Annotated in this window: 26 protein-coding genes and 1 pseudogene; 2 read left to right on the top strand and 25 right to left on the bottom strand. The window is 70.8% G+C overall.

Going from position 1 to position 26,974, the window contains the following annotated elements; translation table 11 throughout:
- Positions 1 to 45 precede the first annotated feature (45 nt).
- The 3 genes from pyrH to rpsB form a co-directional block, all read right to left on the bottom strand.
- On the bottom strand, positions 46 to 822 hold the full coding sequence (pyrH, locus tag AB0D53_RS33975) for a UMP kinase (RefSeq protein ID WP_266911580.1): 777 nt from the start codon (positions 820 to 822) through the stop codon (positions 46 to 48).
- 159 nt (positions 823 to 981) lie between these two features.
- Positions 982 to 1,818, bottom strand: coding sequence for a translation elongation factor Ts (tsf, locus tag AB0D53_RS33970; RefSeq protein WP_362453081.1), 837 nt, complete (start codon positions 1,816 to 1,818; stop codon positions 982 to 984).
- A 99-nt stretch (positions 1,819 to 1,917) separates the two neighbouring features.
- Positions 1,918 to 2,820 (bottom strand): 30S ribosomal protein S2, encoded by a 903-nt coding sequence (rpsB, locus tag AB0D53_RS33965; RefSeq protein WP_362453080.1) that lies wholly within the window; start codon positions 2,818 to 2,820, stop codon positions 1,918 to 1,920.
- 286 nt (positions 2,821 to 3,106) lie between these two features.
- Between rpsB and AB0D53_RS33960 the strand changes: the two are divergent.
- Positions 3,107 to 3,751 (top strand): annotated as a pseudogene (locus tag AB0D53_RS33960) (M23 family metallopeptidase); the annotation flags it as partial.
- An 89-nt stretch (positions 3,752 to 3,840) separates the two neighbouring features.
- Here the strand turns inward: AB0D53_RS33960 and AB0D53_RS33955 are convergent.
- From AB0D53_RS33955 to proS, 19 genes are all read right to left on the bottom strand, one after another.
- Positions 3,841 to 4,407 carry a helix-turn-helix domain-containing protein gene (locus AB0D53_RS33955; RefSeq protein ID WP_362453123.1) on the bottom strand — a complete coding sequence of 189 codons (567 nt, stop codon included), beginning with the start codon at positions 4,405 to 4,407 and terminating at the stop codon, positions 3,841 to 3,843.
- Between the two features lie 117 nt (positions 4,408 to 4,524).
- Complete coding sequence (gene whiG / locus AB0D53_RS33950) at positions 4,525 to 5,361, bottom strand: RNA polymerase sigma factor WhiG (protein WP_362453079.1); 837 nt, start codon at positions 5,359 to 5,361, stop codon at positions 4,525 to 4,527.
- A gap of 240 nt (positions 5,362 to 5,601) precedes the next feature.
- Positions 5,602 to 6,762 (bottom strand): DNA-processing protein DprA, encoded by a 1,161-nt coding sequence (dprA, locus tag AB0D53_RS33945; RefSeq protein WP_362453077.1) that lies wholly within the window; start codon positions 6,760 to 6,762, stop codon positions 5,602 to 5,604.
- Positions 6,759 to 8,384, bottom strand: coding sequence for a YifB family Mg chelatase-like AAA ATPase (locus AB0D53_RS33940; protein ID WP_362453075.1), 1,626 nt, complete (start codon positions 8,382 to 8,384; stop codon positions 6,759 to 6,761). Before AB0D53_RS33940 ends, dprA begins: the two co-directional genes overlap by 4 nt.
- Positions 8,384 to 8,743, bottom strand: coding sequence for a YraN family protein (locus AB0D53_RS33935; RefSeq protein ID WP_329815054.1), 360 nt, complete (start codon positions 8,741 to 8,743; stop codon positions 8,384 to 8,386). The genes AB0D53_RS33940 and AB0D53_RS33935 overlap by 1 nt, the downstream gene beginning before the upstream one ends.
- A gap of 127 nt (positions 8,744 to 8,870) precedes the next feature.
- Complete coding sequence (locus tag AB0D53_RS33930; RefSeq protein WP_003965949.1) at positions 8,871 to 9,179, bottom strand: DUF2469 domain-containing protein; 309 nt, start codon at positions 9,177 to 9,179, stop codon at positions 8,871 to 8,873.
- A 64-nt stretch (positions 9,180 to 9,243) separates the two neighbouring features.
- The gene (locus AB0D53_RS33925) at positions 9,244 to 9,732 is read right to left on the bottom strand and encodes an NUDIX hydrolase (protein WP_362453073.1); all 489 of its coding nucleotides are present in this window, start codon (positions 9,730 to 9,732) and stop codon (positions 9,244 to 9,246) included.
- Positions 9,722 to 10,465, bottom strand: coding sequence for a signal peptidase I (lepB, locus tag AB0D53_RS33920; protein WP_362453072.1), 744 nt, complete (start codon positions 10,463 to 10,465; stop codon positions 9,722 to 9,724). Before lepB (AB0D53_RS33920) ends, AB0D53_RS33925 begins: the two co-directional genes overlap by 11 nt.
- 52 nt (positions 10,466 to 10,517) lie before the next feature.
- Positions 10,518 to 11,333: a signal peptidase I gene (gene lepB / locus AB0D53_RS33915; RefSeq protein ID WP_362453071.1), complete on the bottom strand. Its 816-nt coding sequence runs from the start codon at positions 11,331 to 11,333 to the stop codon at positions 10,518 to 10,520.
- A gap of 545 nt (positions 11,334 to 11,878) precedes the next feature.
- A complete protein-coding gene (gene lepB / locus AB0D53_RS33910) occupies positions 11,879 to 12,769 on the bottom strand; it encodes a signal peptidase I (RefSeq protein ID WP_362453122.1) in 891 nt (296 codons plus the stop codon).
- On the bottom strand, positions 12,678 to 13,766 hold the full coding sequence (lepB, locus tag AB0D53_RS33905; protein ID WP_362453069.1) for a signal peptidase I: 1,089 nt from the start codon (positions 13,764 to 13,766) through the stop codon (positions 12,678 to 12,680). Before lepB (AB0D53_RS33905) ends, lepB (AB0D53_RS33910) begins: the two co-directional genes overlap by 92 nt.
- Positions 13,759 to 14,529: a signal peptidase I gene (gene lepB / locus AB0D53_RS33900; RefSeq protein WP_362453068.1), complete on the bottom strand. Its 771-nt coding sequence runs from the start codon at positions 14,527 to 14,529 to the stop codon at positions 13,759 to 13,761. The genes lepB (AB0D53_RS33905) and lepB (AB0D53_RS33900) overlap by 8 nt, the downstream gene beginning before the upstream one ends.
- A gap of 45 nt (positions 14,530 to 14,574) precedes the next feature.
- Positions 14,575 to 14,925, bottom strand: a complete 351-nt coding sequence (gene rplS, locus AB0D53_RS33895) for a 50S ribosomal protein L19 (protein ID WP_329815060.1) — start codon at positions 14,923 to 14,925, stop codon at positions 14,575 to 14,577.
- A 128-nt stretch (positions 14,926 to 15,053) separates the two neighbouring features.
- Positions 15,054 to 15,875, bottom strand: coding sequence for a tRNA (guanosine(37)-N1)-methyltransferase TrmD (gene trmD, locus AB0D53_RS33890; protein ID WP_329815061.1), 822 nt, complete (start codon positions 15,873 to 15,875; stop codon positions 15,054 to 15,056).
- Positions 15,875 to 16,456 carry a ribosome maturation factor RimM gene (gene rimM / locus AB0D53_RS33885; protein WP_362453067.1) on the bottom strand — a complete coding sequence of 194 codons (582 nt, stop codon included), beginning with the start codon at positions 16,454 to 16,456 and terminating at the stop codon, positions 15,875 to 15,877. The genes trmD and rimM overlap by 1 nt, the downstream gene beginning before the upstream one ends.
- 79 nt (positions 16,457 to 16,535) lie before the next feature.
- Positions 16,536 to 16,775, bottom strand: a complete 240-nt coding sequence (locus tag AB0D53_RS33880; RefSeq protein ID WP_005311361.1) for an RNA-binding protein — start codon at positions 16,773 to 16,775, stop codon at positions 16,536 to 16,538.
- A 2-nt stretch (positions 16,776 to 16,777) separates the two neighbouring features.
- Complete coding sequence (rpsP, locus tag AB0D53_RS33875) at positions 16,778 to 17,221, bottom strand: 30S ribosomal protein S16 (protein ID WP_093545055.1); 444 nt, start codon at positions 17,219 to 17,221, stop codon at positions 16,778 to 16,780.
- A gap of 157 nt (positions 17,222 to 17,378) precedes the next feature.
- Entirely contained in the window at positions 17,379 to 17,972 is a 594-nt protein-coding gene (locus AB0D53_RS33870; RefSeq protein WP_030928573.1) for a hypothetical protein, read from the bottom strand.
- 228 nt (positions 17,973 to 18,200) lie between these two features.
- Complete coding sequence (gene proS, locus AB0D53_RS33865) at positions 18,201 to 19,616, bottom strand: proline--tRNA ligase (protein WP_362453066.1); 1,416 nt, start codon at positions 19,614 to 19,616, stop codon at positions 18,201 to 18,203.
- A gap of 237 nt (positions 19,617 to 19,853) precedes the next feature.
- Here proS and AB0D53_RS33860 point away from each other — a divergent pair, with 237 nt between their 5' ends.
- Positions 19,854 to 20,714, top strand: a complete 861-nt coding sequence (locus tag AB0D53_RS33860; RefSeq protein WP_362453065.1) for a methyltransferase domain-containing protein — start codon at positions 19,854 to 19,856, stop codon at positions 20,712 to 20,714.
- A gap of 16 nt (positions 20,715 to 20,730) precedes the next feature.
- Here AB0D53_RS33860 and ftsH read toward each other — a convergent pair whose 3' ends face one another.
- From ftsH to AB0D53_RS33845, 3 genes are all read right to left on the bottom strand, one after another.
- Positions 20,731 to 22,644 carry an ATP-dependent zinc metalloprotease FtsH gene (ftsH, locus tag AB0D53_RS33855; RefSeq protein ID WP_362453064.1) on the bottom strand — a complete coding sequence of 638 codons (1,914 nt, stop codon included), beginning with the start codon at positions 22,642 to 22,644 and terminating at the stop codon, positions 20,731 to 20,733.
- 211 nt (positions 22,645 to 22,855) lie between these two features.
- Positions 22,856 to 24,403, bottom strand: a complete 1,548-nt coding sequence (ffh, locus tag AB0D53_RS33850) for a signal recognition particle protein (protein ID WP_329815066.1) — start codon at positions 24,401 to 24,403, stop codon at positions 22,856 to 22,858.
- Between the two features lie 113 nt (positions 24,404 to 24,516).
- The gene (locus AB0D53_RS33845; protein ID WP_362453063.1) at positions 24,517 to 26,973 is read right to left on the bottom strand and encodes a [protein-PII] uridylyltransferase; all 2,457 of its coding nucleotides are present in this window, start codon (positions 26,971 to 26,973) and stop codon (positions 24,517 to 24,519) included.
- Between the last annotated feature and the right edge of the window lies 1 nt (position 26,974).

Raw genomic sequence — 26,974 nt, 5'->3', positions numbered from 1 at the left:
GGGGCCCGGACCCTCCCGTGGTACTCCGGGAAGGTCCCCCGGTCCTCAGACCCGGGTGCTCCGGTCACTCACGAGCGTCCCGATCTTCTCACCCTTGACCGCGCGGGCGATATTGCCGGTGGCGGTGAGCTCGAAGACGAGGATCGGCAGGTCGTTGTCGCGGCAGAGCGTGATGGCGGTGGCGTCGGCGACCTTGAGATCGCGGGCGAGAACCTCGCTGTACTCGAGCGCGTCGAACTTCACCGCGTCGGGGTTGCTCTTCGGGTCGGAGTCGTAGACCCCGTCCACCCCGTTCTTGCCCATCAGAAGGGCCTCTGCGTCGATCTCCAGGGCGCGCTGGGCGGCGGTGGTGTCGGTGGAGAAGTACGGCATCCCCATGCCGGCGCCGAAGATGACGACGCGGCCCTTCTCCAGGTGGCGCACGGCGCGCAGCGGGATGTACGGCTCCGCGACCTGCCCCATGGTGATGGCGGTCTGGACGCGGGAGTCGATGCCTTCCTTCTCCAGGAAGTCCTGGAGCGCCAGGCAGTTCATGACCGTGCCGAGCATGCCCATGTAGTCGGACCGGGCCCGGTCCATGCCGCGCTGCTGGAGCTCGGCGCCGCGGAAGAAGTTGCCGCCGCCGATGACGATCGCGATTTCCGCGCCGTCACGGACGACCGCCGCGATTTCCCGGGCGATGGCGTGTACGACGTCGGGGTCGACGCCGAGACCCCCGCCGCCGGCGAACGCCTCTCCGGACAGCTTCAGCATGAAGCGTCCGGCCACCTTGCCGTCGTCGCGCTTGTGGTCACCTTGTGCGGCGTCCGCGCCCTTGTTCATGGAGATTCTCCTCGTGCACATACGAAGAAGGCCATTGCCGGTGGGTCTGGTGTCCCTCAGCGGCAATGGCCTCCTCGTCAGATCTGCGGTCGTACGGCGTGAGTGCGGCCGACGACTGCACTAGACCCTATCGGGGTCCACCGTTGTTCGCGGACGGACTCAGATGCCGACCTTGATGCGCGAGAAGCGCTTCAGGGTGACACCGGCCTCGTCCAGGACCTTCTGGACGGACTTCTTGTTGTCCAGCGCGTACGGCTGGCCGAGGAGGGTGGCCTCCTTGAAGAAGCCGTTGACGCGACCCTCGACGATCTTCGGGAGCGCGGCCTCGGGCTTGCCCTCGGCGCGCGTGGTCTCCTCGGCGACGCGGCGCTCGGCCTCGACGACCTCGGCCGGGACGTCCTCGCGGGACAGGTACTTCGGGGCGAACGCGGCGATGTGCTGCGCGATGCCCTTGGCCAGCTCGGCGTCGGCCTTGTCCAGCTCGACCAGAACACCGATCTGCGGCGGCAGGTCGGGCATGGTGCGGTGCATGTACGCGGAGACGTACGCGCCGGAGAACTGCGCGAAGCGGTCCAGGACGATCTTCTCGCCGAGGTTGGCGTTGGCCTCGTCGACGTACGCCTGGACGGTCTTGCCGGCCTCGATCTCGGAGGCGAGCAGCGCCTGGATGTCGGCCGGGGAGGTGGCGGCGACGTGCGCGGCGAGGGTGCTCGCGACGTTCTGGAACTTCTCACCCTTGGCGACGAAGTCCGTCTCGCACTTCAGCTCCAGCAGAACACCGGACGTCTGGTCCTCGGAGATGAGGGAGACGACGGCACCGTTCTCGGCAGAACGGCCCTCGCGCTTGGCGACGCCCTTCTGGCCCTTGATACGGAGCGCCTCGACGGCCTTGTCGACGATACCGTCGGCCTCGTCGAGCGCCTTCTTGCAGTCCATCATGCCGGCGCCGGTCAGCTCGCGGAGCTTCTTGACGTCAGCGGCGGTGTAGTTCGCCATGAGTCTGTGTTTCTCTCTCGAAGTCTGAAAGATCTACGGGTGAACGGCGGGGGCGGTGCTTGTGGCACCGGCCCCCGCCGTCTTCAGCCGTGACGGGTGTCAGGCCTGCTCGGCGTCCGCGGCCGGAGCCTCGGCAGCAGCCTCGGCGGCGGGGGCCGCGGCGGCCTCGGCGTCCGCGACCTTCTCGGTCTCGGCGGAGGTCTGCACCTCGGCGTCGGCCTTCTTGTCGCCCTCGAGCAGGTCGCGCTCCCACTCGGCGAGCGGCTCGCCGGCGGCCTTCTCGCCCGGCTTCGAGTCACCGGTGGCGGCACCGGAACGGGCGATGAGGCCCTCGGCGACGGCGTCGGCGATCACGCGGGTGAGCAGGGTGACGGAGCGGATCGCGTCGTCGTTGCCCGGAATCTTGTAGTCGACCTCGTCGGGGTCACAGTTGGTGTCGAGGATCGCGACGACCGGGATGTGGAGCTTGCGCGCCTCACCGACGGCGATGTGCTCCTTCTTGGTGTCGACGATCCAGACGGCGCTCGGCACCTTCTGCATCTCGCGGATACCACCGAGGGTCTTCTCCAGCTTGGCCTTCTCGCGGGAGAGGACCAGGAGCTCCTTCTTGGTGAGGCCGGAGGCGGCCACGTCCTCGAAGTCGATGAGCTCGAGCTCCTTCAGACGCTGAAGGCGCTTGTAGACGGTGGAGAAGTTGGTGAGCATGCCACCGAGCCAACGCTGGTTGACGTACGGCATGCCGACGCGCGTCGCCTGCTCGGCGATGGCCTCCTGGGCCTGCTTCTTCGTACCCACGAACATGATGGAGCCGCCGTGGGCGACGGTCTCCTTGACGAACTCGTAGGCGCGGTCGATGTACGACAGCGACTGGAGCAGGTCGATGATGTAGATGCCGTTGCGCTCGGTGAAGATGAAGCGCTTCATCTTCGGGTTCCAGCGACGGGTCTGGTGACCGAAGTGGACGCCGCTTTCCAGCAGCTCCCGCATCGTGACGACGGCCATGGCCGTACTCCTTGAGGTGCTCGGTTGTCGCGACCGCAGGATTGCTGTCGCGCCTGACGCCCCGACGCGCCGTGCCACGAGGGACCGAGGAGCGCGGCCACCGTCCGCAGAGAGGGAGGTGGCGGGGCGTGCGAAGTCGACCCGGTGACCCGGATCGCCATAGGAAGTGTACGGGACGGCCCGGGTGCCGGGTGACGGCGCTGTCCACAACCGGCTGGTTGTCCACAGATCCGGTTCATGATCCCCGCGGATCGTGGGACTGCGGGACGGTTCTGCCATGCGATGCATGCCTGATCCGAGCACAACTGATCCGACCGGTCCGGCCGGTTCCCCGGAGCCCGCTTCCCTTCATCTGCGGGAGGCACTCGTGGTGGCGGTGGTGGTCCTGCTGGCGGTGGTGTGCGGCCCGTCGGTCGCCACCGCACGGGCACCGGCCCCCGTCCCCGCGCCCGTTCCGGCACCGGCTCCCGCACCGGCGGCGGACGGCGACCGGGCCTGGCCGTTGGCGGGGAGGCCCGCGGTCGTACGCGGGTGGGAGCCCCCGGCCGGTCCCTACGGGCGGGGGCACCGCGGCGTCGACCTCGCCACGGAGCCGGGGGCGACGGTCCTCGCCGCCGCACCGGGAGAGGTGTCGTTCGCGGGACGTGTGGCGGGGCGCGGGGTGCTGGCGATCGAGGTGGCCGGAAGCGGCGATCCGCCGCTTCGGACCACGTACGAACCGGTGCGCGCTCTCGTCACGAAGGGCGAGAAGGTGACGGCGGAGCAGGTGGTGGCGGTCGTGGAGACGGGGCCCTTCCACTGCGCGTCGGGCTGTCTGCACTGGGGGCTGCGGCGCGGTGACACCTATCTGGATCCGCTGTCACTGCTGCCGCCGTCGCTGCTTCGGCGGGGCCCGTCCCGGCTGCTTCCGGTGTTCGGGGTGCCCGAACCCGAGCCCGGGTCCGGGCGCTCGGCGATGGGGACCGGGGACGGGCTCGCCGCCCCCGGCGTTCTGCTCGCGCTCGCCGCGACGCGGCGGCGTCAGTCCTGTGCGCCCTGCACGCCTCGGAGAATCATGGCGACGGCGGTGTCCGCGATCACGGACGGCTCCTCTGCCACAGCCAGTTCGATACGTCGCACCGCGGCGTCCACCGAACCCTGGAGCAGCATCGCCGCCAGTCTCGGCTGGGCGTGGCCGAGGTCGCCGAGCGCCTCGACGATCATGGCGATCAGCCCGCCGTGCGCGGCCCTGATCTTCTCGCGTGCCCCGGCGTCCAGCTCGCTGGCCGAGATGGCTACGACCGCCCGGTGGCGGCGGTCCCCGACGAGATCGAGCTGCCGGCGCACATAGGCCTCGATCTTGTCCTCGGGTGTGGTGGCCTGCTCCATCGCGTTCTCGACCTCGGCCGCCCAGACGGGGAAGTCGACGGCGCAGAGCTCTTCGACCACGGCCGCGCGGGAGCGGAAGTACTCATACACGGAGGACCGGGCGAGGCCCGTGCGTTCGGCGAGTGCGGGGAAGGTCAACGCCTCCGTACCGCCCTCGGACAGCAGGGAGCGTGCGGCGTCCAGGAGGGCGCCGCGCTGCATGGTCCGGTGCTCGGCCACCGAGGCCGCTCGAATCCTGGGCACGTGTCCACTCTACGGCGACCGCTGTTCGAGAGAACGGGTACGGCCCCGATCCGTGGCCGAAGCGGCCATGACCGGCACGGCCGCGAGCGTCTCTCAGCGTCCGGCGTCGGCCAGTTTCGCGCGCAGCTGGAGCACGGATTTGGTGTGGATCTGGCTGACCCGGCTCTCGGTGACGCCGAGTACATTGCCGATCTCGGCGAGGGTGAGGCCCTCGTAGTAGTAGAGCGTCACGACTGTCTTCTCTCGCTCCGGAAGCGTGTTGATGGCCCGGGCGAGCAGGCGTCTGAGCTCGCGGTCCTCGGCGACCTCCACCGGATCGTCGGCGGCGGTGTCCTCCAGTGTGTCCATCAGGCTGAGCCGGTCGCCGCCCTCGCCGCCGACATGCAGCAGCTCTTCCAGCGCGACCACGTTCGCCAGCGACAACTGGCTGAAAACCGCGTGCAGTTCCTCCAGCGCGATATCCATCTCCGCGGCGACCTCCGCCTCGGAGGGGGTACGCCGCAGCTGCGCCTCCAGCGTGGCGTAGGCGCGTTCCACGGCCCGCGCCTTCTGCCGCACCGAGCGCGGGATCCAGTCCAGCGCCCGCAGTTCGTCGATCATCGCGCCGCGGATGCGGGTGATCGCGTATGTCTCGAACTTGATCGCGCGCTCGATGTCGAACTTCTCGATCGCGTCGATCAGTCCGAAGACCCCCGAGGAGACGAAGTCCGCCTGTTCGACGTTGGAAGGCAGGCCCACGCTCACCCGGCCCGCGACGTACTTCACCAGCGGTGAGTAGTGCAGGATCAGCTGCTCCCGCAGCCGCTCGTCACCCGTGGACTTGTACGAACGCCACAACTCGTCGAGCGAGGAGGGCGCAGGGGGGCGCACAGTGCCACGCGCAGCCGGTGGTACTGCCGCGCGGTCAGACCCGGAGGTGTGCTGGGGCATGTGGTGCCTTGAGCCGTTCTGCTGTGAAGTGCTGGGACGTATGTCTGAGTCGAAATCCTTGCGAGCGTAGCGTGACTGTGATGTCGCGGTCCGCGCAGGATAGGTGATCGGCGCCGTGCGATTCCGGCCGGTCCGACATGACTGGGGTCCGGGGCCGTCGCCGTGTGCGCCGGCCCCGGAGGCGCCGCTGAAGGATCCGCCGAGGTCATCTGCATCACCTTTTCACCCGAATGCTCCAGGTCAAGTACCGCCTCGCCGCGCGTCGCCGTTGCAAGTCGGCCGCGGCGTCAACTGCCATCCATCGCCATCCCGTTCGACGAACCCCAGTGAGTGCAGTTCGTACAGCCTGCCGAGCGCCTCGTCGGTGCTGGTTCCGGCGGTGCGGGCCACGTCCCGCCCGCTGACGGAGCCCCGGTACGGCAGTGCGTCGAGAACTCTGGCGGAGACCGCGTCCAGCAGGTCCCGGGGGTGCACGGGGCCTCGCCTGACCGGAGCCAGTTCGCCGATGTCCCCCACCAGTTCGGCGATTTCCGAGGCATCGGTCACCAGGACGGCCTCTCCGCGCAGGAGTTCATGGACCCCTGCCGACAGCCCGCTGGTGGCGGGGCCCGGCACGCCCATGGTGAAGCGGCCCAGCCGCTGTGCGCAGCGCGCGGTGACCAGTGAACCGCTGCGGTATTCGGCCTCGACCACGACCGTCCCGCGCGTCAACGCGGCGATGACCCGGTTCCGGAGAATGAATCTGCTGCGGGTGGGATGATCGGATGGCGGCAATTCGCCGATGACGAGCCCCTGTTCAGCGATTCGCCCGATCAGTTCGGCGTGTCCCCGGGGGTAGGGGACGTCCACCCCGCAGGCCAGTACCGCCGTCGTCGCCCCGCCGGCGGCGAGCGCGCCCCGGTGCGCCGCCCCGTCGACCCCGAACGCGGCTCCCGACACGACCACCCATCCCAGCTCCGCGAGTCCCGCGCCGAGGCCGGCCGCCATGTGCGATCCGTAGGGGGTGCAGGCGCGGGCGCCGACCACGGCGACCGAGCGCAGCGCCCAGAGCCGCAGATCGCGGGGGCCCCGCACCCACAGGCCGGTCGGCCTGGCGTCCGCGAGGTCGTCGAGCTGGGTGGGCCATTCCCGGTCCCCGGGGCAGACGAACCGCCCGCCGAGCGCGGCGACCGCCGAGAGGTCCTGGCCGGGGTCGACGCCTTCGGCCCGTAGCCGGTATCCGGCGAGCCGTTTCGGGGTCATTCCGCTCAGTTGCTCCGCGGTGCCGTCCCGGGTGGTGATCCGCCGCACCAGCTCGACGGCACCGCACTCGCGCAGCCAGCGGCCACCGCGCTCGTCCCCCGGCTCGATGATGCGGGTCAGGGCGGCCCGCGCCAGCCGCTCCTGACCGCTCACCGTCATGACACCCCCGCGTTCATCAGGGCGCCCCGCGGGATCCCCGTCCGCAGTTCCAGCGCCACCGCGACATCGGAGGCGTCCGGGCGGTCGGCGCCGCGCAGATCGGCGACCGTCCACGCCACCCGGAGCACCCGGTCCAGGCCCCGTGCGGTGAGCAGGCCCCGCTCCATGTCCCGTTCGGCTTCCATGAGCGCGCCCGGTGCCGCGACCAGTCTGGTCCGCAGCTCATGGCCGGGCACCTCGCTGTTGGAGGACCACGCGGTGCCCGCCAGCCGGTCGGCGGCCCGGGCCCTGGCCTCCCGGACCCGGGCCGCGACGGAGGCGGTCGGCTCGCCCCGGCCGCCCTGGCCCATCAGGTCCTGGCGCCTGACCGGGTCGACGACCACCCGCAGATCCACCCGGTCGAGCAGTGGCCCGGAGAGTCGTGCCTGGTAGCGCCTGACCGCCGACGGCGGGCATTCGCAGCCGGCCCCGCCGAGGCTGTGCCGGCCGCACGGGCAGGGGTTGGCGGCCAGCACCATCAGGAATCTGGCGGGCAGCCTCACCACACCGGCGCTGCGTGCCACCACCACGTGCCCCGATTCCAGCGGCTGGCGCAGCGCGTCCAGTGCTCGCACGGAGAATTCGGGCGCCTCGTCCAGAAAGAGAATCCCCCGGTGGGCCAGCGAGACCGCGCCGGGCCGCGGCAGCCCGTTGCCCCCGCCGATCAGCGACTGCATCGTCGCCGAATGGTGGGGCGCGCAGTAGGGCGGCCTGGCGACCAGTGGCTCCCCCGGCGGCAGGATGCCCGCCACCGAGTGCACCGCGGTCACCTCCAGGGACTCCTTCCTGGTCAGCGCCGGAAGGATCGCCGGCAACCGCTCGGCCAGCATGGTCTTGCCTGCGCCCGGCGGTCCCGAGAGCAGCAGATGGTGACCGCCGGCCGCGGCGACCTCCAGAGCCTTGCGGGGCCGCTCCTGCCCCGCCACGTCCGCCAGATCGGGTGGGTTCCCCTCGCCCTGCCCGGCCCCGCGGGTGAGCCCGGTACCGATACCCGCGCCGGGCACCATCAGCCCGGCCAGCATGGTGTCGGGGCGCCCCTCGTCGCGCGCCTCCCGCTCGTCGGGCACCGGTTCCTCGCAGAGCACGGCGATCAACTGCCGCAGGCTCCGTACCCCGAGGACGGAGACGCCGGGGACCAGCGCCGCCTCCCCCGCGGTCTGTTCGGGCACGACCACCTGCCGGTATCCGGCCTCCGCCGCGGCGAGCACGGCGGGCAGCACGCCGCGCACCGGCCGCACCCGGCCGTCGAGCCCGAGTTCGCCGATCATCACCACATCGGCGATGGACGCCGGATCGATCCGCTCGGCCGCCCCCAGCACCGCGCAGGCGACGGCCAGGTCGAACCCGGAACCGCCCTTCGGCACGGAGGCCGGTGACAGGCCCACCGTGAGCTTCTTCTGCGGCCACTCGGCCCCGGAGTTCACCACCGCGGCCCTGACCCGGTCCCGGCTCTCCACCAGGCTCTTGTCCGGCAGCCCCACCAGGGTGAACGCGGCCACCCCCGCCTCCAGGTCCGCCTGGACCTCCACCACCACGCCCTCGACGCCGACGAGCGCCACCGAGCACGCCCGCGCGAACCCCATCAGGCCACCCCCCGCGCATGCTCGGCGACGGGCGCTCCGCGCCTGGGCAGCACCACTCCGACCAGGTCGATCCGGACCCCACCGGGCGGCGGACCGCCGTGCCGGTCCAGCCAGATGCCGGCCAGCCTCCGCAGCCGCTCCGCCTTGACCGGCGTGACGGCCGCCATCGGGTGCTCGAAGGCACCCGCCCTGCGGGTCTTCACCTCGCAGACCACGAGTGCGTCGCCGTCCATCGCGACAATGTCGATCTCACCGGCGCGACAGCGCCAGTTCCGCTCCAGTACGGACATGCCGGACCCGGCCAGCAGCCGCACCGCCAGATCCTCGCCGTACCGCCCGAGTGCCCCCCGTGCGTTCATTTCGGCACCACCTCCGGGACCGACTCTGACGCGTCCGGCCCCGGCTTGTGGATCTTGGTGGACAACTCCGGGATTGTGGATAACCCGGCCACCCGGATGTGCGAATCACTCCCTTCCCGGAGTGGGCTCAGCCACCCGGAAGTTCGAGATCGCTCTTGTTGAGCTCCTCGATGTTGACGTCCTTGAACGTCAGCACACGTACCTGCTTGACGAACCGCGCGGGCCGGTACATGTCCCAGACCCAGGCGTCCGCCATCGATACTTCGAAGAACACCTCGCCCTGGACCGAGTGCACCTGCATCTCGTAGTCGTTGGTGAGGTAGAAGCGCCGTTCGGTCTCGATCACATATTTGAACAGACCGACGACATCTCGGTACTCCCGGTAGAGCTTCAGCTCCATCTCGGTCTCGTACTTTTCGAGGTCCTCGGCGCTCATTGGCATGTTCCCCTTCAGCCGTGCGTCCCCCCATTGTGCGCCAGGCCCCGGGCCCCCCGGGCGCTTAGGCGATTTCGGGGTCCAGAACCAGTGGCGTATGCGGAGGACCCTCGTCGAGCAGCGTGCGCAGCAACTCGGCGAGCCTGGTCGGGTACACCGTCTCACGCGCCGCCGACAGTTCGGCGGAGGTCCACCACCTCAGACCCGCGACACTGCGCTGCTCCAGCCCGGTCAGCCCACTGGTGTCGGTGGCGGTCTGCGTCGTACGCGCCAGGAAGTACCACTCGTCCTGGTCCCAGCGGCGTCCGTCGAACGGGAACGAGCACATCCGCTGCCAGAGGAGGGGGCCCAGCTCGACATCAATGATGCCGGTCTCCTCCGTCAGTTCGCGCAGCGCGGCCTGCTCCCGGGTCTCGTCGCCCTCCAGACCGCCACCGGGCGTGAACCACCAGGTGCTCCGCGGATCCCCGGGCTCGAACCCGTGGATCAGGAGGATGCGGTCATCGGGGTCCAGGAGCACCACACGGGCGACCTTCCGCTTCTCAACGCGCACCGGCGGGCTCCTTCGCGCGCCTCTTCCGGGCGGACCGTGCCGCGATCGGGCCGTATGCCGCGCCGCCCAGGATGAGCGCCACGCCCACGAGCACCGCGCCGAGCTGAAGCCTCAGCGGTCCGGGCGACGACACCCCGCCGGGGAGGGAGGCGAAGGCCTGCGGACGCTCGACCATGCCGTTCATGGGCCAGGCGACGGCATCCACCCGGGCCTGAACCGCGTCGCGGGGGACGGAGCCCTGTCCCGCGTCGTCCAGGTGGACCCGGGAGTCCAGTGAGGCGGTGCGTTCGTCGCCCAGGAGGAAGAGCTTCCCCTTGGGGACCTCCGCCGTGAAGTTCTGGGCCGAGGCGGGGTCCTTCACATGCAGATACGGTTCATCAATGGGCTTGCCGTTGACGGTGAGCCGGCCGTCCTTCCCGCAGCAGGCGATCTTGTCGCCGCCGATCCCGACGACCCGCTTCACCATCGGCAGGTTGGCGTCCCACGCGGGATCGGTGAAGACGACCACGTCGCCGCGGTGCACCTCGCTCCCGTCGATCCGCTGCGCGAGTATCCGGTCACCGGCGTGCACCGTCGGGGTCATCGACCGGGTCGGCACGGTGTACGGCTTGTACACCACCGCCCCCCAGGCGAACCCGCCGAGGAAGAGCACACAGCCGACGGCCACGGCCAGCCCGGACAGCATGCTGCCGAGCCGGCCGTGACCGTCACCCGTACGTCCTTTTCCGCTCATCCCAGCGTCCCCCCACCTCGGAGATCGACAATCGCTGATCCGAGTCGGCACCCTACCCGGCGGTACGCCCGCTGGTCAGCCTCCTGCGGCGCAGCAGTACGAGGGGCAGCGCACCGGCCACACCGAGTGCCCCCGGGGCCAGGGCCGCGGCCGCGCCGATCCCCGGCTGGTCGAAGGTGTCCGGGACCGACAGGGTCGCCCAGCGGTTGATGGGCCATGCCACCACCACGGCCCGCCCCACGACATCGTCGACGGGCACGAAACCCTTGGTCGCCTCGTCGGTGTGATAGCGCGAGTCCAAGGAGTTCTGCCGGTGGTCGCCCATCACCCAGATCTTGCCGTCGGGCACCTGGAACGGCCCGAAGGGCTTGTCGTCGCACGCCGAGTTGCCCGGGAAGATGTAGGGCTCGTCGAGCGCCTTCCCGTTGACCACGACCGGGCCGCCCTTCGCGCACTGCACGGTGTCGCCGCCGACCGCGATGACCCGCTTGATCAGGTCCTTCTCCTTGGACGACGGCATCAGCCCGATGAAGCTCAGGAAGTCCTGCACCGCGTTCGTCTCGGGGGTCGGCTCCCCGGCCAGCCAGTTGTCAGGATCGTGGAACACGACCACCTCGCCGCGCTCGGGCTCCGAACCGAACCAGGGCGTCAGCTTGTCCACCATCACCCGGTCGCCCCGCTGGAGCGTGTTCTGCATCGAGTCCGAGGGGATCGAGAACGCCTGCACCAGGAACGTCTTGATCAGCAGCGCGAGAACCAGCGCGACGACGATCAGCAGCGGCAGCTCCTTCCAGAAGGGGCGCTGCTTCCTGACCTTCGCACCGCCCTCGTCCCGGTCTCCGTCCCCGTCCTGGCCCGGAGCCTCCACCGGCGGAGCGGAGACGGACTCAGCGGACTGGTCGGGCCCCTTCGCGGGCTCTTCGTGTCCAGGTCGTGCACCGGCAGCCACGTCACTCACATCCAGTCCTCACTCTGCGCCCAGGCCTGCTCCAGGGCCCTGTCCGTTCAAAGGCCCACTGCCCCGAACAACGAGCGGGAGTTCCGCAGCGCTCCTGCGTCCCCGACCGCTTTGCCGACGGTGTGTCACCGGGCATCCCCGGCCTCCCACCACCGGCAACCGCCCTCCGGTTGCTCGACGTGCTCGCCGAGCAACCGGAGGGCGGTGCTTCCGTACCGTCCGGCCGGAGCCGAAACCACCGGTCCCACCGTGGACGGGTAGGGGCCGGACCCGCCCGGACGGAGATCCTCACACTCTGCGCAGTTGTACTGATCGGCCGTCAAGATCCTATGAAGAACGCCCGTCGGGCATCCGCACATTTACTCGATCTTGCCGATGCCTTGGTCGCAATGACATCAAAGACATCACTCACCCCGTCGATCGGCACGGTCCAAGGGCTCATGGCAGACCATCAGTCACTGCTGCCGACCGGAAACCAGGCCGGCTCGCCTGCGTCGCCAGAGCACGATCGGAATCGCTCCGGCGAGGCCGATCGCGCCGGGCGCCGCGGCCATCGCCGCGTTCAGACCCGGCTGATCGAAGGTCTTCGGGACGGGCAGGGTCGCCCAGCGGTTGATCGGCCACGCCACGACGATGGCCCGGCCGACCACCTCGTCGTTGGAGACCGTCCCGTTGCCCGGCAGCTCCTGGTGGTAGCGGGAGTCGCGGGAGTCCTGGCGGTGGTCGCCCATCACCCAGATCCGGCCCTCGGGCACCTTGATCGGGCCGAAGGGCGCGTCGTTGCAGGGAGTGTTGCCCGGGAAGATGAACGACTGCTCGTCCAAGGCCTTGCCGTTGACCACGACCGGGCCGTTCTCCTTGCACTCCACCGTGTCGCCACCGATGGCGATGACCCGCTTGATCAGGTCCTTCTCCTCGACGGACGGCATCAGCCCGATGAAGCTGAGGAATTTCTGGACCACATTCGGATGGACCTCCGGGGTCTCGTCCAGCCAGCCGCCCGGGTCGTGGAAGACCACGACCTCGCCGCGCCCGGGCTCCGATCCGAACCAGGGCGTCAGCTTGTCGACCAACACCCGGTCGCCCCGCTGGAGCGTGTTCTGCATCGAGTCCGAGGGGATCGAGAACGCCTGCACCAGGAACGTCTTGATCAGCAGCGCGAGAACCAGTGCGATGACGATGAGCAGCGGCAGCTCCTTCCAGAAGGAGCGTGGCTTCCCCCCCGGCCTGCCACGGCCGTCCGGGGTGTCGCCGTCACTCCCCGCGTGGCCCGTCGCCCCGGCAGTACCCGAATGATCCGGCCGGTCCTCGGGTTCTTCGTGTCCGGATCGTGCGCCGACGGCCAAATCCCCCACATCCACTCCTTATTCCGTGCCACCGCCTGCGCCCTAGCCGGTGCAGGCCCACCATTCCCATAACGAGCGGAAGTTCCGCAGGGGTCGGGAGAGGACTCATTCCGTTCGGATCCCGAGACGACACACTATTCGACGGGCCCGGCGCGGCGGCGGTCCCGGCGCGCGCGTCCGCGACCTGACCGAAGGTCGTCGGTTTCTCCAGTTTTCGCCAGTGGCCGAAGGGCCAGGCGATCACGACGGCCCGTCCCACGACCTCGTCCTCGGAGACCGTGCCGTGTCCCGGCTCATCCAGGTGATAGCGGGAATCGGCGGAGTCGGACCGGTGGTCACCCATCACGAAAATCCGGCCCTGCGGAACCTTTACCTCGAATTTGATGAGGGACGGAGGATTCCCCGGATAAAGATAGGGCTCGTCGAGCGGTACGCCGTTGACACTGATCCTGCCGTCCTTGCCACAGCACTTCACCGTGTCGCCGCCGACCGCGATCACCCGCTTGATCAGATCCTGTTCGTCGTCGGAGGGCAGCAGCCCGATGAAGGTCAGCACCTCCTTCGCCTGCTTGACGACGACGGGGGACTCCTTCTTGCCGGCGTTCTCCTGGTTCAGCCAGCGCCCCGGGTCCTTGAAGACGACGACGTCGCCGCGCTCGGGCCTGGATCCGAACCAGGGCGTCAGTTTGTCCACGAGCACCCGGTCACCGATCCGGATGGTCTGCTCCATCGATCCCGAAGGGATCACGAAGGCCTGCACCAGGAAGGTCTTGAGCACGAGCGCGATGAGCAGTGCCACCAGGACGAGCAGCGGTATCTCCCGCGCGGCGGCCCCGCGCCGCCGTCGCCGGACCTTGCGGGCCAGCTTGCGACGCTCCGCCCTGGTGGGCAGCGAACGCGCCGCCGTCGGCCCCGTTCCGGCCAGGGACGCCCCGGTACCGGACGACGGTATTCCAGGGCCGGACGGCTCGCGCCGTCCGCGACCGCGGTTACCCATGACCCCCGCCCGGCGTCCGCACGGCGGAGAAGGCGGCACCGTCCGGCAGCGAGCCCACCCGGCTGGGCGGCCAGCCGATCCAGTCCACCCGGCCGATCACCATGTCGACGGGGACCATGCCACCGCCCGGCTCCCCCAGGTGGTCACGCGAGTCGCGGGACTTGCTCCGGTGATCACCCATCACCCACAGCGTGCCGTCGGGGACGACGATGTCGAAGCGGACCCCGGAGGCCGCGTCCCCCGGATACAGATAGCCCTCGGTGAGCGGCCGGCCGTTCACCTCGATCCGGCCCCGCTTGTCGCAGCAGACCACCCGGTCGCCGCCCACGCCCACCACCCGCTTCACGTAGTCGGTCCCGGCGGGCTCCACGAGGCCCAGGGACGCGGCCACCGAGTGCATCAGACCGGTGACGGGATTCGTCCGCGGGGGCTCCTGCACAAAGGATCCGGTGCCGTCAAAGACCACCACGTCGCCGCGTTGCGGCACGGAGCCGGAACGGTACGCCAGTTTGTTCACCAGCACCCGGTCCCCCACCCGCAGCGTGGGCTCCATCGAGCCGCTGGGGATCAGGAAGGGCTGCACCACGTAGTTGCTCAGGAGCAGCACGAAGACCGCGCAGACGGCACCGAGCGCCGCGGTCCGGCGCCAGGTCATCGGGGCGGCCGGCCGATCCGGGATACGCGAGGAGCGCGACCCCTCCTCCGGCGCCGTTGCGGGTGCGGAGGAGCGATCGCGCTCCGAGGGCTTTGCTTCCGTGTCCATCGGGGCCAGAGCCTATCCGGCCGTCCTGTGGACCTGGGAGTCAGCTCAGTTGTCGCGCTTCTCCTTGATCTTCGCGGCCTTGCCGCGCAGCTCACGGAGGTAGTACAGCTTGGCGCGACGGACGTCACCGCGGGTGACGAGCTCGATCTTCTCGAAGATCGGGCTGTGCACCGGGAAGGTGCGCTCGACGCCGACGCTGAAGGAGACCTTGCGGACCGTGAAGGTCTCGCTGACGCCCGAACCCTGGCGACGGATGACTACGCCCTTGAACTGCTGGATACGGGAGCGGTTGCCCTCGATCACTCGGACGTGGACGTTGACGGTGTCACCGGGGCGGAACGACGGGATGTCGGTGCGCAGCGATGCGGCGTTGACGCCATCGAGCAGGGAAGCCATGTTGTCTGCTTTCTTCGCCGATGCCACAGGTCATCGACGGGAGATAGTGAGAAATGGGGGTGCTGATCGCGTCGGGCGGGCGTCGTTCCCCCTGTGGCAGGGGCGCACGCCGGACGTACAGCAGCGGCCTATTGTTCCACGGCCTCGGGCCTGCGCCAAAATCGGCCACCGGGCTCGGGCGCCCAGCCGAGGATGGACAGCATCTCGCGGTCCTTCTTGTCGAACCCCGCGGCCTCGCAGCGCTCGATCAGATCGGGCCGGTTGAGGGCGGTACGACGGAACGCCTCGTCCCGGCGCCAGCGGGCGATCCGCCCGTGGTGACCGCTGAGCAGCACCTCGGGGATCTCCCGGCCGCGCCACTCGGGCGGCTTGGTGTAGACGGGCCCCTCCAGCAGATTGGCCATCGCGCCCGGGGCGAAGGAGTCGTCCCGGTGCGATTCGGCGTTGCCGAGCACCCCGGGCAGCAGCCGGGCGACCGCCTCCGTGATCACCAGTACCGCGGCTTCCCCGCCGGCCAGCACATAGTCGCCGATGGACACCTCGATCACCGGCATCCGGGTGGCGTACTCGTCCATCACCCGCCGGTCGATGCCCTCGTAGCGGGCCGGCGTGAAGATCAGCCACGGCCGCTCGGAGAGCTCGACGGCGAGCTCCTGGGTGAACGGGCGGCCGCTCGGCGTGGGCACCACGAGCACCGGGGAGTGCGCCCCGGCCTCGTACCCGCCGGCCAGGGCGTCGTCCAGCGCCTCGCCCCACGGCTCGGTCTTCATGACCATGCCGGGACCGCCGCCGTACGGGGTGTCGTCGACGGTGTTGTGCCGGTCGTACGTCCAGTCGCGCAGGTCGTGCACATGGACGTCCAGACGCCCGCGTGCGCGGGCCTTGCCGACCAGGGAGACGTTCAGCGGTTCCAGGTACTCGGGGAAGATCGTGACGACATCGAGGCGCATCAGGCGTCCTTCCCGGCCGCGGGAGCCTCGTCGTCGCCCTCTTCGTCCCGCGCGGAGGCGATCACGGCCTGGCTCGCGTCGATCAGGCCGGGCGGCGGGGTGATCACCGCACGCTGCTCGGCCAGATCGATCTCGCTGACGATCTCCTCGACGAACGGGATCATCACCTCGCTGCCGTCCGGCCGCTCGACGATGAAGAGGTCCTGGGACGGCAGGTGCGTGATCTCCGTGATCCGGCCGACCTCGGTGCCGTCGGCGAGGACCACGTCGAGGTCCATGAGCTGATGGTCGTAGAACTCCTCGGGATCCTCGGGGAGTTCCGCCGGGTCGACCTCGGCGATCAGGAGCGTGTTGCGCAGGGCCTCGGCAGCCGTACGGTCGCGTACGCCCTCGAAGCGCAGCAGCAGCCGTCCGCTGTGCACCCGGCCGGTCTCGATCGTCAGCGGTCCGGCGCCCGCCGGTTCGGTGGCGAGCACGGCCCCGGGCCCGAGCCGCAGCTCCGGCTCGTCCGTACGGACCTCGACGGTGACCTCGCCCTTGATGCCATGGGCACGGCCGATCCGCGCGACTACCAACTGCACCTTGTGTCTCTCCTGTCGTACGACGACGGGCCGGGGTGGGCGCAAGGCCCTCCCCGGCCCGTGCCGGTGTTCAACTCTTTCAGCGAACCTGATCCACATCGACGAGGTCGACGCGGATGCCACGGCCGCCGATGGCGCCCACGACGGTACGCAGCGCGCGTGCGGTGCGGCCGTTGCGGCCGATCACCTTGCCGAGGTCGTCCGGGTGGACCCGGACCTCGAGCACGCGACCACGGCGCAGGTTGCGCGAGGCGACCTGCACATCGTCAGGGTTGTCGACGATGCCCTTCACGAGGTGCTCGAGAGCCTCCTCGAGCATGCTCAGGCCTCGGTCGACTCGGCGGGCGCAGCCGCGTCAGCAGCCTCGTCCGCCTTCTTGTCGGCCTTCTTCGCCTTCTGCGTGATGGCCTCGCCCTTGGACTCGTCGCCGCCGTCCTTGGTCAGAGCCTCGAACAGGGCGCGCTTGTCGGCCTTGGGCTCCGGCTGCAGCAGCGGCGCGGGGGCCGGAAGACCCTTGTGGGCCTGCCAGTCACCGGTGAGCTTCAGGATCGCGAGAACCGGCTCGGTCGGCTGGGCGCCGACAGACAGCCAGTACTGCGCACGCTCCGAGTTGACCTCGATGCGCGAGGGGTTCTGCACCGGGTGGTACAGGCCGATCTCCTCGATGGCCCGGCCGTCACGGCGGGTACGGGAGTCGGCGACGACGATGCGGTAGTGAGGCGAACGGATCTTGCCCAGACGCTTCAGCTTGATCTTGACTGCCACGGAAGTGGTGTCTCCTGGTCTATGACGTGGTTGGGCACAACGAAGATGCCACGTGGGGTTGCGGTACTCGGGTGCCCGATGGACGCGTCAGCCGGAGGAGAGAGGGGTCCTGTGCGACTGTCGAGTACAGCTAGCCATTGTGCCACACCGCGTCGGGTCACCCCACCGCGACTGCGGCTTCCGGGATCCGGAAGGGCTTTCCACAGCCTCCGCAGACGATCGGCGCCTGCGCCAGGACCGACGGGACGACCCGCACATTGCGTCCGCAGTCGCAGACGGCCTTGACGCGGACGCCTCCGCCGGAGGAGCCGTGCCGGGCGGCCGGCCCGCGGAAGGAACGCTTGGTGTCGGCGGCGGTGGCGACGGTGTGCGCCTTGAGGGCACGCTGCAGCCGCTCGATCGTCGGGCGGTAGCGGCGCTTGGCCTCGGGGTTGAGGGTGACGAGCGAGAAGCCGCTGCTGGGGTGGGGCTCCTCGGCATGGTCGAGGCCCAGCTCCTCGGCGATCGCGAGGAATCTGCGGTTGTGGTAGCGGCCGGCGCGCGACGTGTCGCGGACGCCTCGCGCGGCGGCGATGCCGTGGACTGCCTCGTGCAGCAGTCGCTCGAAGGAGAGCTCGGCGCCGCAGGCGGACGAGGACTCTCCGATCAGGGACTCGGGCGCGGCAAGATCCGGCAGCTCGGGGTGGTACCGCTGAATGTCGGCCCACGCCTGCGCCAGCTCTGCGGCAAGTACAGGTGGTGTCGTGCTCACGTCGTGACAACGAGCACGAGTGCCCCGGTGTTCCGATTCCGGGCCATCCCAAATAATTTGCACGTACCAGTCAGTTGCCCTTGATGCGTCCCGACGAGGGCGGGTGCGCAGAACTGCGGAGAAGCCTCACAGCTCGCACCAAGGTGGTACGTAGCGACGCGTACGCCGGGCGCGTAGGCGGCCACCGTACGCCGGGGCGGCGGAGGCGCCGGGCGGCGGGGCGGGGCGTCAGTAGGCGCGTGCCACCAGGGCGACAGTACCGGGCGCGTCGTCCGAGTCGGGCACCGACCCGTCCCCGGCGACCAGGCACCGTACGGACACCCCGTGTTCCGCGAGCCGGGCCTCCCCCGCCGGGCCGAGCGACGACCAGGCGATCCGGGCCCAGCCGCCCGCGACCGCCGCCTCCACGGCCTCCTCCACGGTCGCGGCCTCGCTGGTGGCCGACTCGCGCCGGCTCCGGGACTCCCGCAGCAGCGCCGCCTGATCCTCCTCCAGGACCGCCGGGAGCAGCGCGGGCAGGGCCTCGGCCGGTACCGGCTCCTTCCCGCCGGGAACGCGCCGGGCCAGCATCGCGGTGCCGTCCGCCAGGTCGCGCGGGCCGATCTCGATCCGCACCGGCACGCCCTTCAGCTCCCAGTCGACCGCACGGCGGCCGAACGGGGTGTCGGTGCGGTCGTCGACCTCGGTCCTGATCCCCGCCGCGCGCAGCCGCCCCGCGAGGGACCGGACCGCGCCCAGCACGGCCTCGTCCTCCTTGACCGCGAGCACGACGGCCTGGACGGGCGCGAGCCTCGGCGGAACCCGGAGCCCGTGGTCGTCGCCGTGGGCCATGATCAGCCCGCCGACCATCCGGGTCGAGGAGCCCCACGAGGTCTGCCGGACCAGTTCCTGCCTGCCCTCCCTGGAGAGGTAGCTGGTGTGGAAGGCCCTGGCGAAGTTGGTGCCGAGCTCGTGGCTCGTACCCATCTGCAGGGCCTTGCCGTCCCGCATCATCGCTTCGAGCGTGAGCGTGTTGACGGCCCCGGCGAACCGCTCGGCCGGGGTCTTGCGGCCGAGGACCACGTCGATACCGAGCACATTGACCATGAAGTCGGCGTACACCTCGCGGTGGATGTACGCGGCGAACTCCCGGGCCTCCTCGTCGGTGGCATGGGCGGTGTGGCCCTCCTGCCAGAGGAATTCCGTCGTACGGAGGAAGACCCGCGGGCGCATCTCCCAGCGCACGACGTTCGCCCACTGGTTGATCAGGAGCGGCAGATCGCGGTAGCTCTGCACCCACTTCGAGAAGTATTCGTTGATGATCGTTTCGGAGGTCGGCCGCACCACCACGGGCTCTTCGAGCTCTTTCCCGCCGGCGTGGGTGACCGTCGCGAGTTCCGGCGCGAAGCCCTCGACGTGCTCGGCCTCGCGTGTCAGGTAAGACTGGGGGATGAAGAGCGGGAAGTAGGCGTTGCGGGCGCCGGCCTTCTTGATCCGGGCATCCATCTCCTGCTGCATCCGCTCCCACAGGCTGTATCCGTACGGCCGGATGACCATGGTGCCGCGCACCGGGCCGTTGTCCGCGAGTTCTGCCTTGTTGATCAGATCCTGGTACCAGCGGGGAAAGTCCTCGGCCTGGGGCGTGAGAACGGGTGGCTTTGCCATGGCGCGCATCGTACGGCGACACGGCCCGCCGCACGGGGCGACGGGCCCCGGGGCCACGGGCCTTCCCCACGGACGCAGCACCGCTCCACGCAACCATTGCCATCGGCCCCCTGGACGCGGCGGCGGATGCGCAGTTCTCTGACATACGGGGGGAAGCGGGGGCGGACAGCACGGGGGCAACCACTCGGGCACTACCGACCGGACTCGGCCGACCTTCGGCGGATTGGGGCGCTTTCCATGACACCAACGCTCGTCCGGCACCACAGCCACGCGGAGACGTCGACCCGGACGGACCCCGCAGACCGTGCCCGTGACTGGGCCGAGATCCAGGAGCGGATGCTGGCACCGCTGTACGAGGCGGTGTACGAGCGGCTCGAAGTGGGAGCCGGCACCAGGCTGCTCTCCCTCGGCTGCGGCTCCGGTCTCGCGCTGCTGATCGCGGCCGCCCGCGGGGCGCGCGTCACCGGAGTGGACACCGATCCCGAACGGCTGGCGCTCGCCCGGGCCCGGCTGCTGCCCGATGGCGGGAGCGATGCCGGGCCGCCGGCCGGGCACCCGAGGCTGCTGGAGGGTGATCCGTCCATGGCCCGGCCGGCCGACGGAACGCCGTACACCCTGATCACCGCGTTCACCCCGATCGGCTGCTCCTGCGACGACGGCGAGGGGCTGGTGGCCGCGCTGCGGTCCGCGATGCCGCTGACCGCCCGGGGCAGCACCGTGGTGCTCACCGGCTGGGGTCCGCCGGAGCGCTGCGCGACGGCGCCCGTGCTGCGGGTGGCGGGGCGGCTCTCCGACCGGGACCGGGCCCCGCGCACCGGCGGCTGGCGGCCGTCGGGCCGGGACGACCTGGAGGAGCTGGCCTTCCGGGCCGGCCTGAATCCCGACGGCTCGGGCCGGGTGGCCTGCCCGTTCGGGTACGCGGACACGGACAGCGCGGTGCGTGGGCTGCTCTCCACCCGGCTCTTCGACGCGGCGGTGCTGGCGACGGACCGGGCCCGGGTGGAGAAGGAGGTCGAGCAGGCCCTTCACCCGCACCGGCGCCGGGACGGCACGATCTGGATGCCGAACGTCTTCCGCTATCTCGTGTGCACCACCTGAGCGACCGCGGGGTCCGCTACTTGGACAGGCGGGTGATGCCGGCCGCCCGGTAGGCCTGGGCCTCGTCCAGGGTCTCGTTGGCCAGGAGCGCGGCGGACAGCGAGTCCAGCCGGTCCCGGTTCTCGCGCAGGAGCCGGCAGGCCACCTCGTAGCACTCGTCGACGATCCGCCGCATCTCGCCGTCCACGGCGTCGAGCGTGGCGGGGGCCGCCGAGAGTCCGTACGCCTGCTGGGCGTCGCCCGGGATCGCCGTCAGCCTGCCCACCTTGTGGCTCATGCCCCAGCGGCCGACCATGCCGCGGGCCAGGTTGGTGACCTGTTCCAGATCGCTCTCGGCGCCGGTGGTGATCATGCCGAAGACCACCTGTTCGGCCGCCATGCCGCCGAGCGCCCCGACGATGCGGCCGCGCAGATACTCCTCGGTGTACGCGTACTTGTCGGCGTCCGGCGTCGAGAGCGTGACGCCCAGGGCACGGCCGCGCGGCACGATGGTGACCTTGCGGACCGGGTCGGCGCCGGGCTGGACCATGCCGAGCAGGGCGTGGCCGCTCTCGTGGTACGCGGTCCGGCGGCGTTCCTCCTCGGACATGACCAGTGAGCGTTCCGCGCCGAGCTGGACCTTCTCCAGGGCGTCCGAGAAGTCGGGCTGGGTGACCTCGGACTGCTGACGCTTGACCGCCAGGAGCGCGGCCTCGTTGGCCAGGTTGGCCAGATCCGCGCCGGTCATCCCGGGGGTCGTACCGGCCACCTGGGCCAGATTCACATCGTCGGCCAGCGGGATCTGCCGGGTGTGGATCTCCAGGATCGCCTCCCGGCCGCTCCGGTCCGGCGGGCTGACCTGGACGATCCGGTCGAAGCGGCCGGGCCGGGTGAGCGCGGGGTCGAGCACGTCGGCGCGGTTGGTGGCGGCGAGCACGACGACGCCCTCCGAACCGGAGAAGCCGTCCATCTCGGTGAGGATCTGGTTGAGCGTCTGTTCGCGCTCGTCGTGGCCGCCCATGCCGGAGCCGCCGCCCCGGGCCCGGCCGATGGTGTCGATCTCGTCGATGAAGACGATGGCGGGGGCGACCTTGCGCGCCTCCGCGAAGAGTTCCCGGACCCGGCTCGCGCCGACGCCGACGATCATCTCGATGAACTCGGAGGCCGACGCCGAGAAGAACGGCACTCCGGCCTCCCCGGCGACGGCCCTGGCCAGCAGGGTCTTGCCGGTGCCGGGCGGTCCCGCCAGCAGCACCCCGCCGGGCATCCGGGCGCCCATCCTCCGGTACGCCTGCGGGTTCTTCAGGAAGTCCACGACGTCGTTGAGCTCGCCCTCGACCTCGTCGATACCGGCCACGTCCTTGAAGGTGGTGCGCTTGGCGCCCTCCAGTTCGACGGGCTTGGGCGGGGGCTTGCGCCCGAAGCCGCCCATCCCGCCGCCCATGCCCCTGGACATCCGCCGGGCGATGAACACCCAGAGCACGACGAGGAGCAGCATGGGCGCGAGCGAGATCAGCAGGTTGGCGAGGAAGCTGCGCTGCTGGACGACCGGCTCGGCGGTGACCGTGACGTCGTCCTTGACCAGTTCGGCCCAGAGGTTGTCGTCCGCGAAGGCCGGCCGCTGGGTGACGAACTTGGTGTACTTCTCGTCGCTCCCCGGGACCTTCGCCTCCTTCTTGAGCTGCCCCTCGATGGCATCGCCCTTGGAGTAGATCTTGGAGACATTGCCCGAGGTGACCTGCTTGCTGAACTCGGTGTACGCGATCGTCCGCTCCTCCTCCCCGTTGAAGAAGGAGAGCACCAGATTGGCGATCAGATAGACGGCCAGCGCGGTCAGCAGCAGTCCGCCCCAGCCTCCCGGCATCTTCCGGCCGGGTGTCGGGGGCGGCGGGGCGCCCTCGGAGCGCCAGGGCTGATCGGTCCGGTCGCGGGGAGGTACGGGGTTGGTCACGCGCGCTCCTCTGCCGACAGCCGTTGAAGCGACAGTAAGGGAGGAATGCGGGCAAAGCCCTCCCAGAGTCTGCCGGATGGGCGCTTGGAGGGACGGCGTACGACAGCCGTGGCCGCGGCGGACGTACGCCGAAGGGGGCGCCCGCCGGAAAGCGGGCGCCCCCTTCGGGGAGATCACCGGGCCGTCATGGCCCGTCGGGCAACGGGCCGGTTCAGCCCATGAACTTCTTGAACTCGTCCGGCAGCTCGAAGTTCTTGTCGTCCTGCGCCGGCAGGCCGAACGCGCCGCCCTGCGCCGCCTGCTCGCGACGGGCCGCCGCGGCCTGCTCCTCGGCCTTGCGCTTCATCGGGTTGCCACTCTTGCGCTTGCCCTTGGCCTGCTTGACCTGCTTCTTCTGCCGGCCGGGGCCACCGCCCATGCCCGGCATCCCGGGCATCCCCGGCATGCCGCCGCCCTGGGCCATCTTCGACATCATCTTGCGGGCCTCGAAGAAACGCTCCACCAGGTTCTTCACCGCGCTGACCTCGACGCCGGAACCCTTGGCGATGCGGGCCCGGCGCGAGCCGTTGATGATCGTCGGCTCGGCGCGCTCCTTCGGGGTCATCGACTTGATGATCGCGGCGGTGCGGTCCACGTCGCGCTCGTCGATGTTGTTGATCTGGTCCTTGATCTGCCCCATGCCGGGCAGCATGCCGAGCAGCTTGGAGATGGAGCCCATCTTCCTGACCTGCTCCATCTGGGCCAGGAAGTCGTCGAGCGTGAAGTCCTTGCCCTTGCTGGACGCCAGCTTGGAGGCCATTTTGGCGGCCTCTTCCTGGCTGAAGGTCTTCTCCGCCTGCTCGATCAGGGTGAGCAGGTCACCCATGTCGAGGATGCGGGACGCCATGCGGTCGGGGTGGAAGGCGTCGAACTCGTCGAGCTTCTCACCGTTCGACGCGAACATGACCTGCTTGCCCGTGACATGGGCGATCGACAGGGCCGCACCACCACGGGCGTCGCCGTCGAGCTTGGAGAGCACCACGCCGTCGAAGCCGACGCCGTCGCGGAAGGCCTCGGCGGTGTTGACCGCGTCCTGGCCGATCATCGCGTCGACGACGAAGAGGATCTCGTCCGGGCTGACGGCGTCGCGGATGTCCGCGGCCTGCTGCATCAGCTCCTGGTCGATACCGAGGCGGCCCGCGGTGTCGACGATCACGACGTCGAACTGCTTGGTACGGGCGTGCTCGATCGAGTCCTTGGCGACCTGGACCGGGTCACCGACCCCGTTGCCCGGCTCGGGCGCGTACACCGCGACACCGGCGCGGTCGGCGACGACGCTGAGCTGGTTGACGGCGTTGGGACGCTGGAGGTCACAGGCGACGAGCAGCGGGGAGTGGCCCTGGCCCTTGAGCCAGAGGCCGAGCTTTCCGGCGAGGGTGGTCTTACCCGCACCCTGGAGACCGGCGAGCATGATCACGGTGGGCGGGTTCTTGGCGAACCGCAGCCGCCGGGTCTCGCCGCCGAGGATCCCGACGAGCTCCTCGTTGACGATCTTGACGACCTGCTGGGCCGGGTTCAGCGCCTGGGAGACCTCGGCGCCGCGCGCCCGCTCCTTGACGTTGGCGATGAAGGCGCGGACGACGGGCAGCGCGACATCCGCTTCGAGCAGGGCGATACGGATCTCGCGAGCCGTGGCGTCGATGTCCGCCTCGGACAAGCGGCCCTTGCCCCTGAGGTTCTTGAAAGTCGCGGCAAGGCGGTCGGAGAGAGTATCGAACACGGCGCTCGTCGGTCCTCAGGGTCGGGGGCAAAGTGGATTCGGTACCCCAGGGTATCCGGCTCGGAAGAAACGATGGCCCCTGCCCGGGAAATCCCGGACGCGGGCCGCACGCCTCAGGCCCGCAGCGCGGCCTCCACCGCGTCCGCCACGGCGAACGCCCGCTCCTCGGGCAGCGGCTTCCCGTCGGTGTCCGTGACGTAGAAGGCGTCCACCGCGTTCGCGCCCAGGGTCGACACATGCGCGCTGCGCACCCGTACCCCGCTGTTCTCCAGCGCCCGGCCGATCCGGTGCAGCAGTCCCGGGGCGTCCTGGGCCCGTACCTCGATCACGGTGGCCAGCCGGGAGCCGGCCGCCGCGACGGTCACCCTCGGCGGCGGGGCCTTCACCCCGCGGCGCCGCGGATAGGCGGCCTCGCGTTCGGCGAGCCGGGCCCGGATGTCCAGGGAGCCGTCCAGGGCGCGCACGAGGTCGGCGCGGAGCCGGGCGGCCTGCGGCAGTGAGCCGTACTCGGCGGCGACCCGCCAGCTGAGCAGCAGCAGGTCCGCGCTCTCGCCCAGCTCGGTGGGGAGCTCCACGGCGCGCAGGTCGGCGGCGCGCACGGTGAGGCGGTGCAGGGCGAGGACGCCGGCCGCAGCGGGCAGCACGCCGGGCCGGTCGGGCAGGGCGATCCGGAGTTCGACGCCGACGGGTTCCGGTTCGCCGTCCTCGTCCGGGGCCTCGCTCCGGGCGTGCAGGGCGAGTACGGGTCCGCCGGTGCGCAGGGCCTCGACGGCGAGGCGCTCCTGTTCGGCGCCGGGTGCGGCGGGTTCCGGTTCCTCCGGGGCCTGGCCGGCGAGCACGGCGGCGACCCGCCCCACGAGGTCGGCGACCAGGGAGGCGCGCCAGGCCGACCAGGCGGCGGGCCCCGTGGCGAGGGCGTCGGCCTCGGTGAGCGCGTGCAGGAGCTCCAGGGTGGTGGTGCTCCGGACCGCGTCGGCGACCGAGCGGACGGTCGCCGGGTCGTCGAGGTCGCGCCGGGTGGCAGTCTCGACGAGCAGCAGGTGGTGGCGTACGAGGGTGGCGATGACACCCACGTCGTGCTGGTCGAAGCCGATCCGGGCGGCCATGTCCCGGGCGATGACCTCACCGGCCGCGGAGTGGTCGCCGGGCCAGCCCTTGCCGATGTCGTGCAGGAGGGCCGCGACGAGGAGGAGGTCGGGGCGGTGGACACGGCGGGTGAGGGCGGAGGCGCGGACGGCCGCTTCGACGAGGTGGCGGTCGACGGTCCAGGTGTGGACGGGGTTGCGCTGGGGACGGCAGTGGACGCGTTCCCAGTCCGGGAGCAGCCGGGTGATCAGTCCTTCGGCTTCGAGCGCCTCCCAGACGGGGACGGTGGCCTCGCCCGCGCCGAGGAGGGTGACGAGTTCCTCGCGGGCCTCGGCGGGCCAGGGCACCGGGAGCGGGCGCGCGGCGGTCGCGAGCCGGCGTACGACGTGGCGGGAGAGCGGGAGCTCGGCCTGGGCGGCCGCGGCGGCGGCGCGGAGCACGAGCACGGGGTCGCGTTCGGGGCGGGCGGTGCGGGCGAGGACCACCTCGCCGTCGGCCTCGACGACGCCCTCGGCGAGCGGGGTGCGTTCCGGCGCGGCCCCCCGCCCGCCTCCCAGCATGGCCCGCAGCCGGGGGCGCACGGACCGGGCGCGCAGTACGCGGTCGACCTCGCGCCAGGTGACGTCGGTGGCGTACGAGATGGTGCGGGCGGCCTCGTAGACCTGGCGGAGCAGGGCGTCGGCGTCGAGCAGGCCGAGCTCGCCGGCGACCTGGTCCTGTTCCTGGAGGGCGAGGCGGTCGGTGGCGCGGCCGGTGGTGAGGTGGAGGGCGTCGCGGGCGTCGAGCAGGATGCGGCGGGCTTCGGCGAGCCCTTCGCGGGGGGCGTCGGCGACCCAGGACGCGGCGACGGCGCGCAGGGCGGTGGCGTCCCGCAGTCCGCCGCGGGCCTCCTTGAGGTCGGGTTCGAGGAGGAACCTCAACTCGCCCTGGCGTTCGGCGCGTTCGCGGCAGAGCTCATGGAGTGCGGGCAGGCGCTTGGGGGCCTGGTTGCGCCAGTCGGCGAGGATCGCGGTGCGCATCGTGGCGACGAGTCCGAGGTCCCCGGCGACGGGCCGGGCGTCGAGCAGTCCGAGCTGGACCTTGAGGTCCTCGCCGGCCGTCCTGCGGGCCTCGGCGGGGGTGCGTACGGAGTGGTCGAGGGCGAGGCCGAGGTCCCAGACCGGGTACCAGACGCGGTCGGCGAGGGCGGCGACGGCCGCGGGGTCGGCGTTCCCGTCGTGCAGGAGCAGCAGGTCGAGGTCGCTGCGCGGGGAGAGTTCGCCGCGTCCGTACCCGCCGACGGCGACGAGGGCGGCACCGTGGACACCCGCCTGTCCGGCGGCGGCGGTGAACAGCGCGGTGAGCCAGTCGTCGGTGAGCGACGCGAGGGCGGCGCGGCGCGGCGGCCCGGACCGCGCCTTCCCCTGGAGGAGGCGCAGCCGGGCCGCCGCGTAGCCGCCGGGTTGCGAGTCCGCGGACTCGGTGGTCGTTCCGGTGCTCGTCACC

The sequence above is a fragment of the Streptomyces sp. NPDC048295 genome, from assembly GCF_040652135.1.
In the GTDB taxonomy this organism is placed as follows: Bacteria; Actinomycetota; Actinomycetes; order Streptomycetales; family Streptomycetaceae; genus Streptomyces.
The sequence above is the reverse complement of the archived record's forward strand: the minus strand, read 5'-3'. Positions and strand labels throughout refer to the sequence as shown.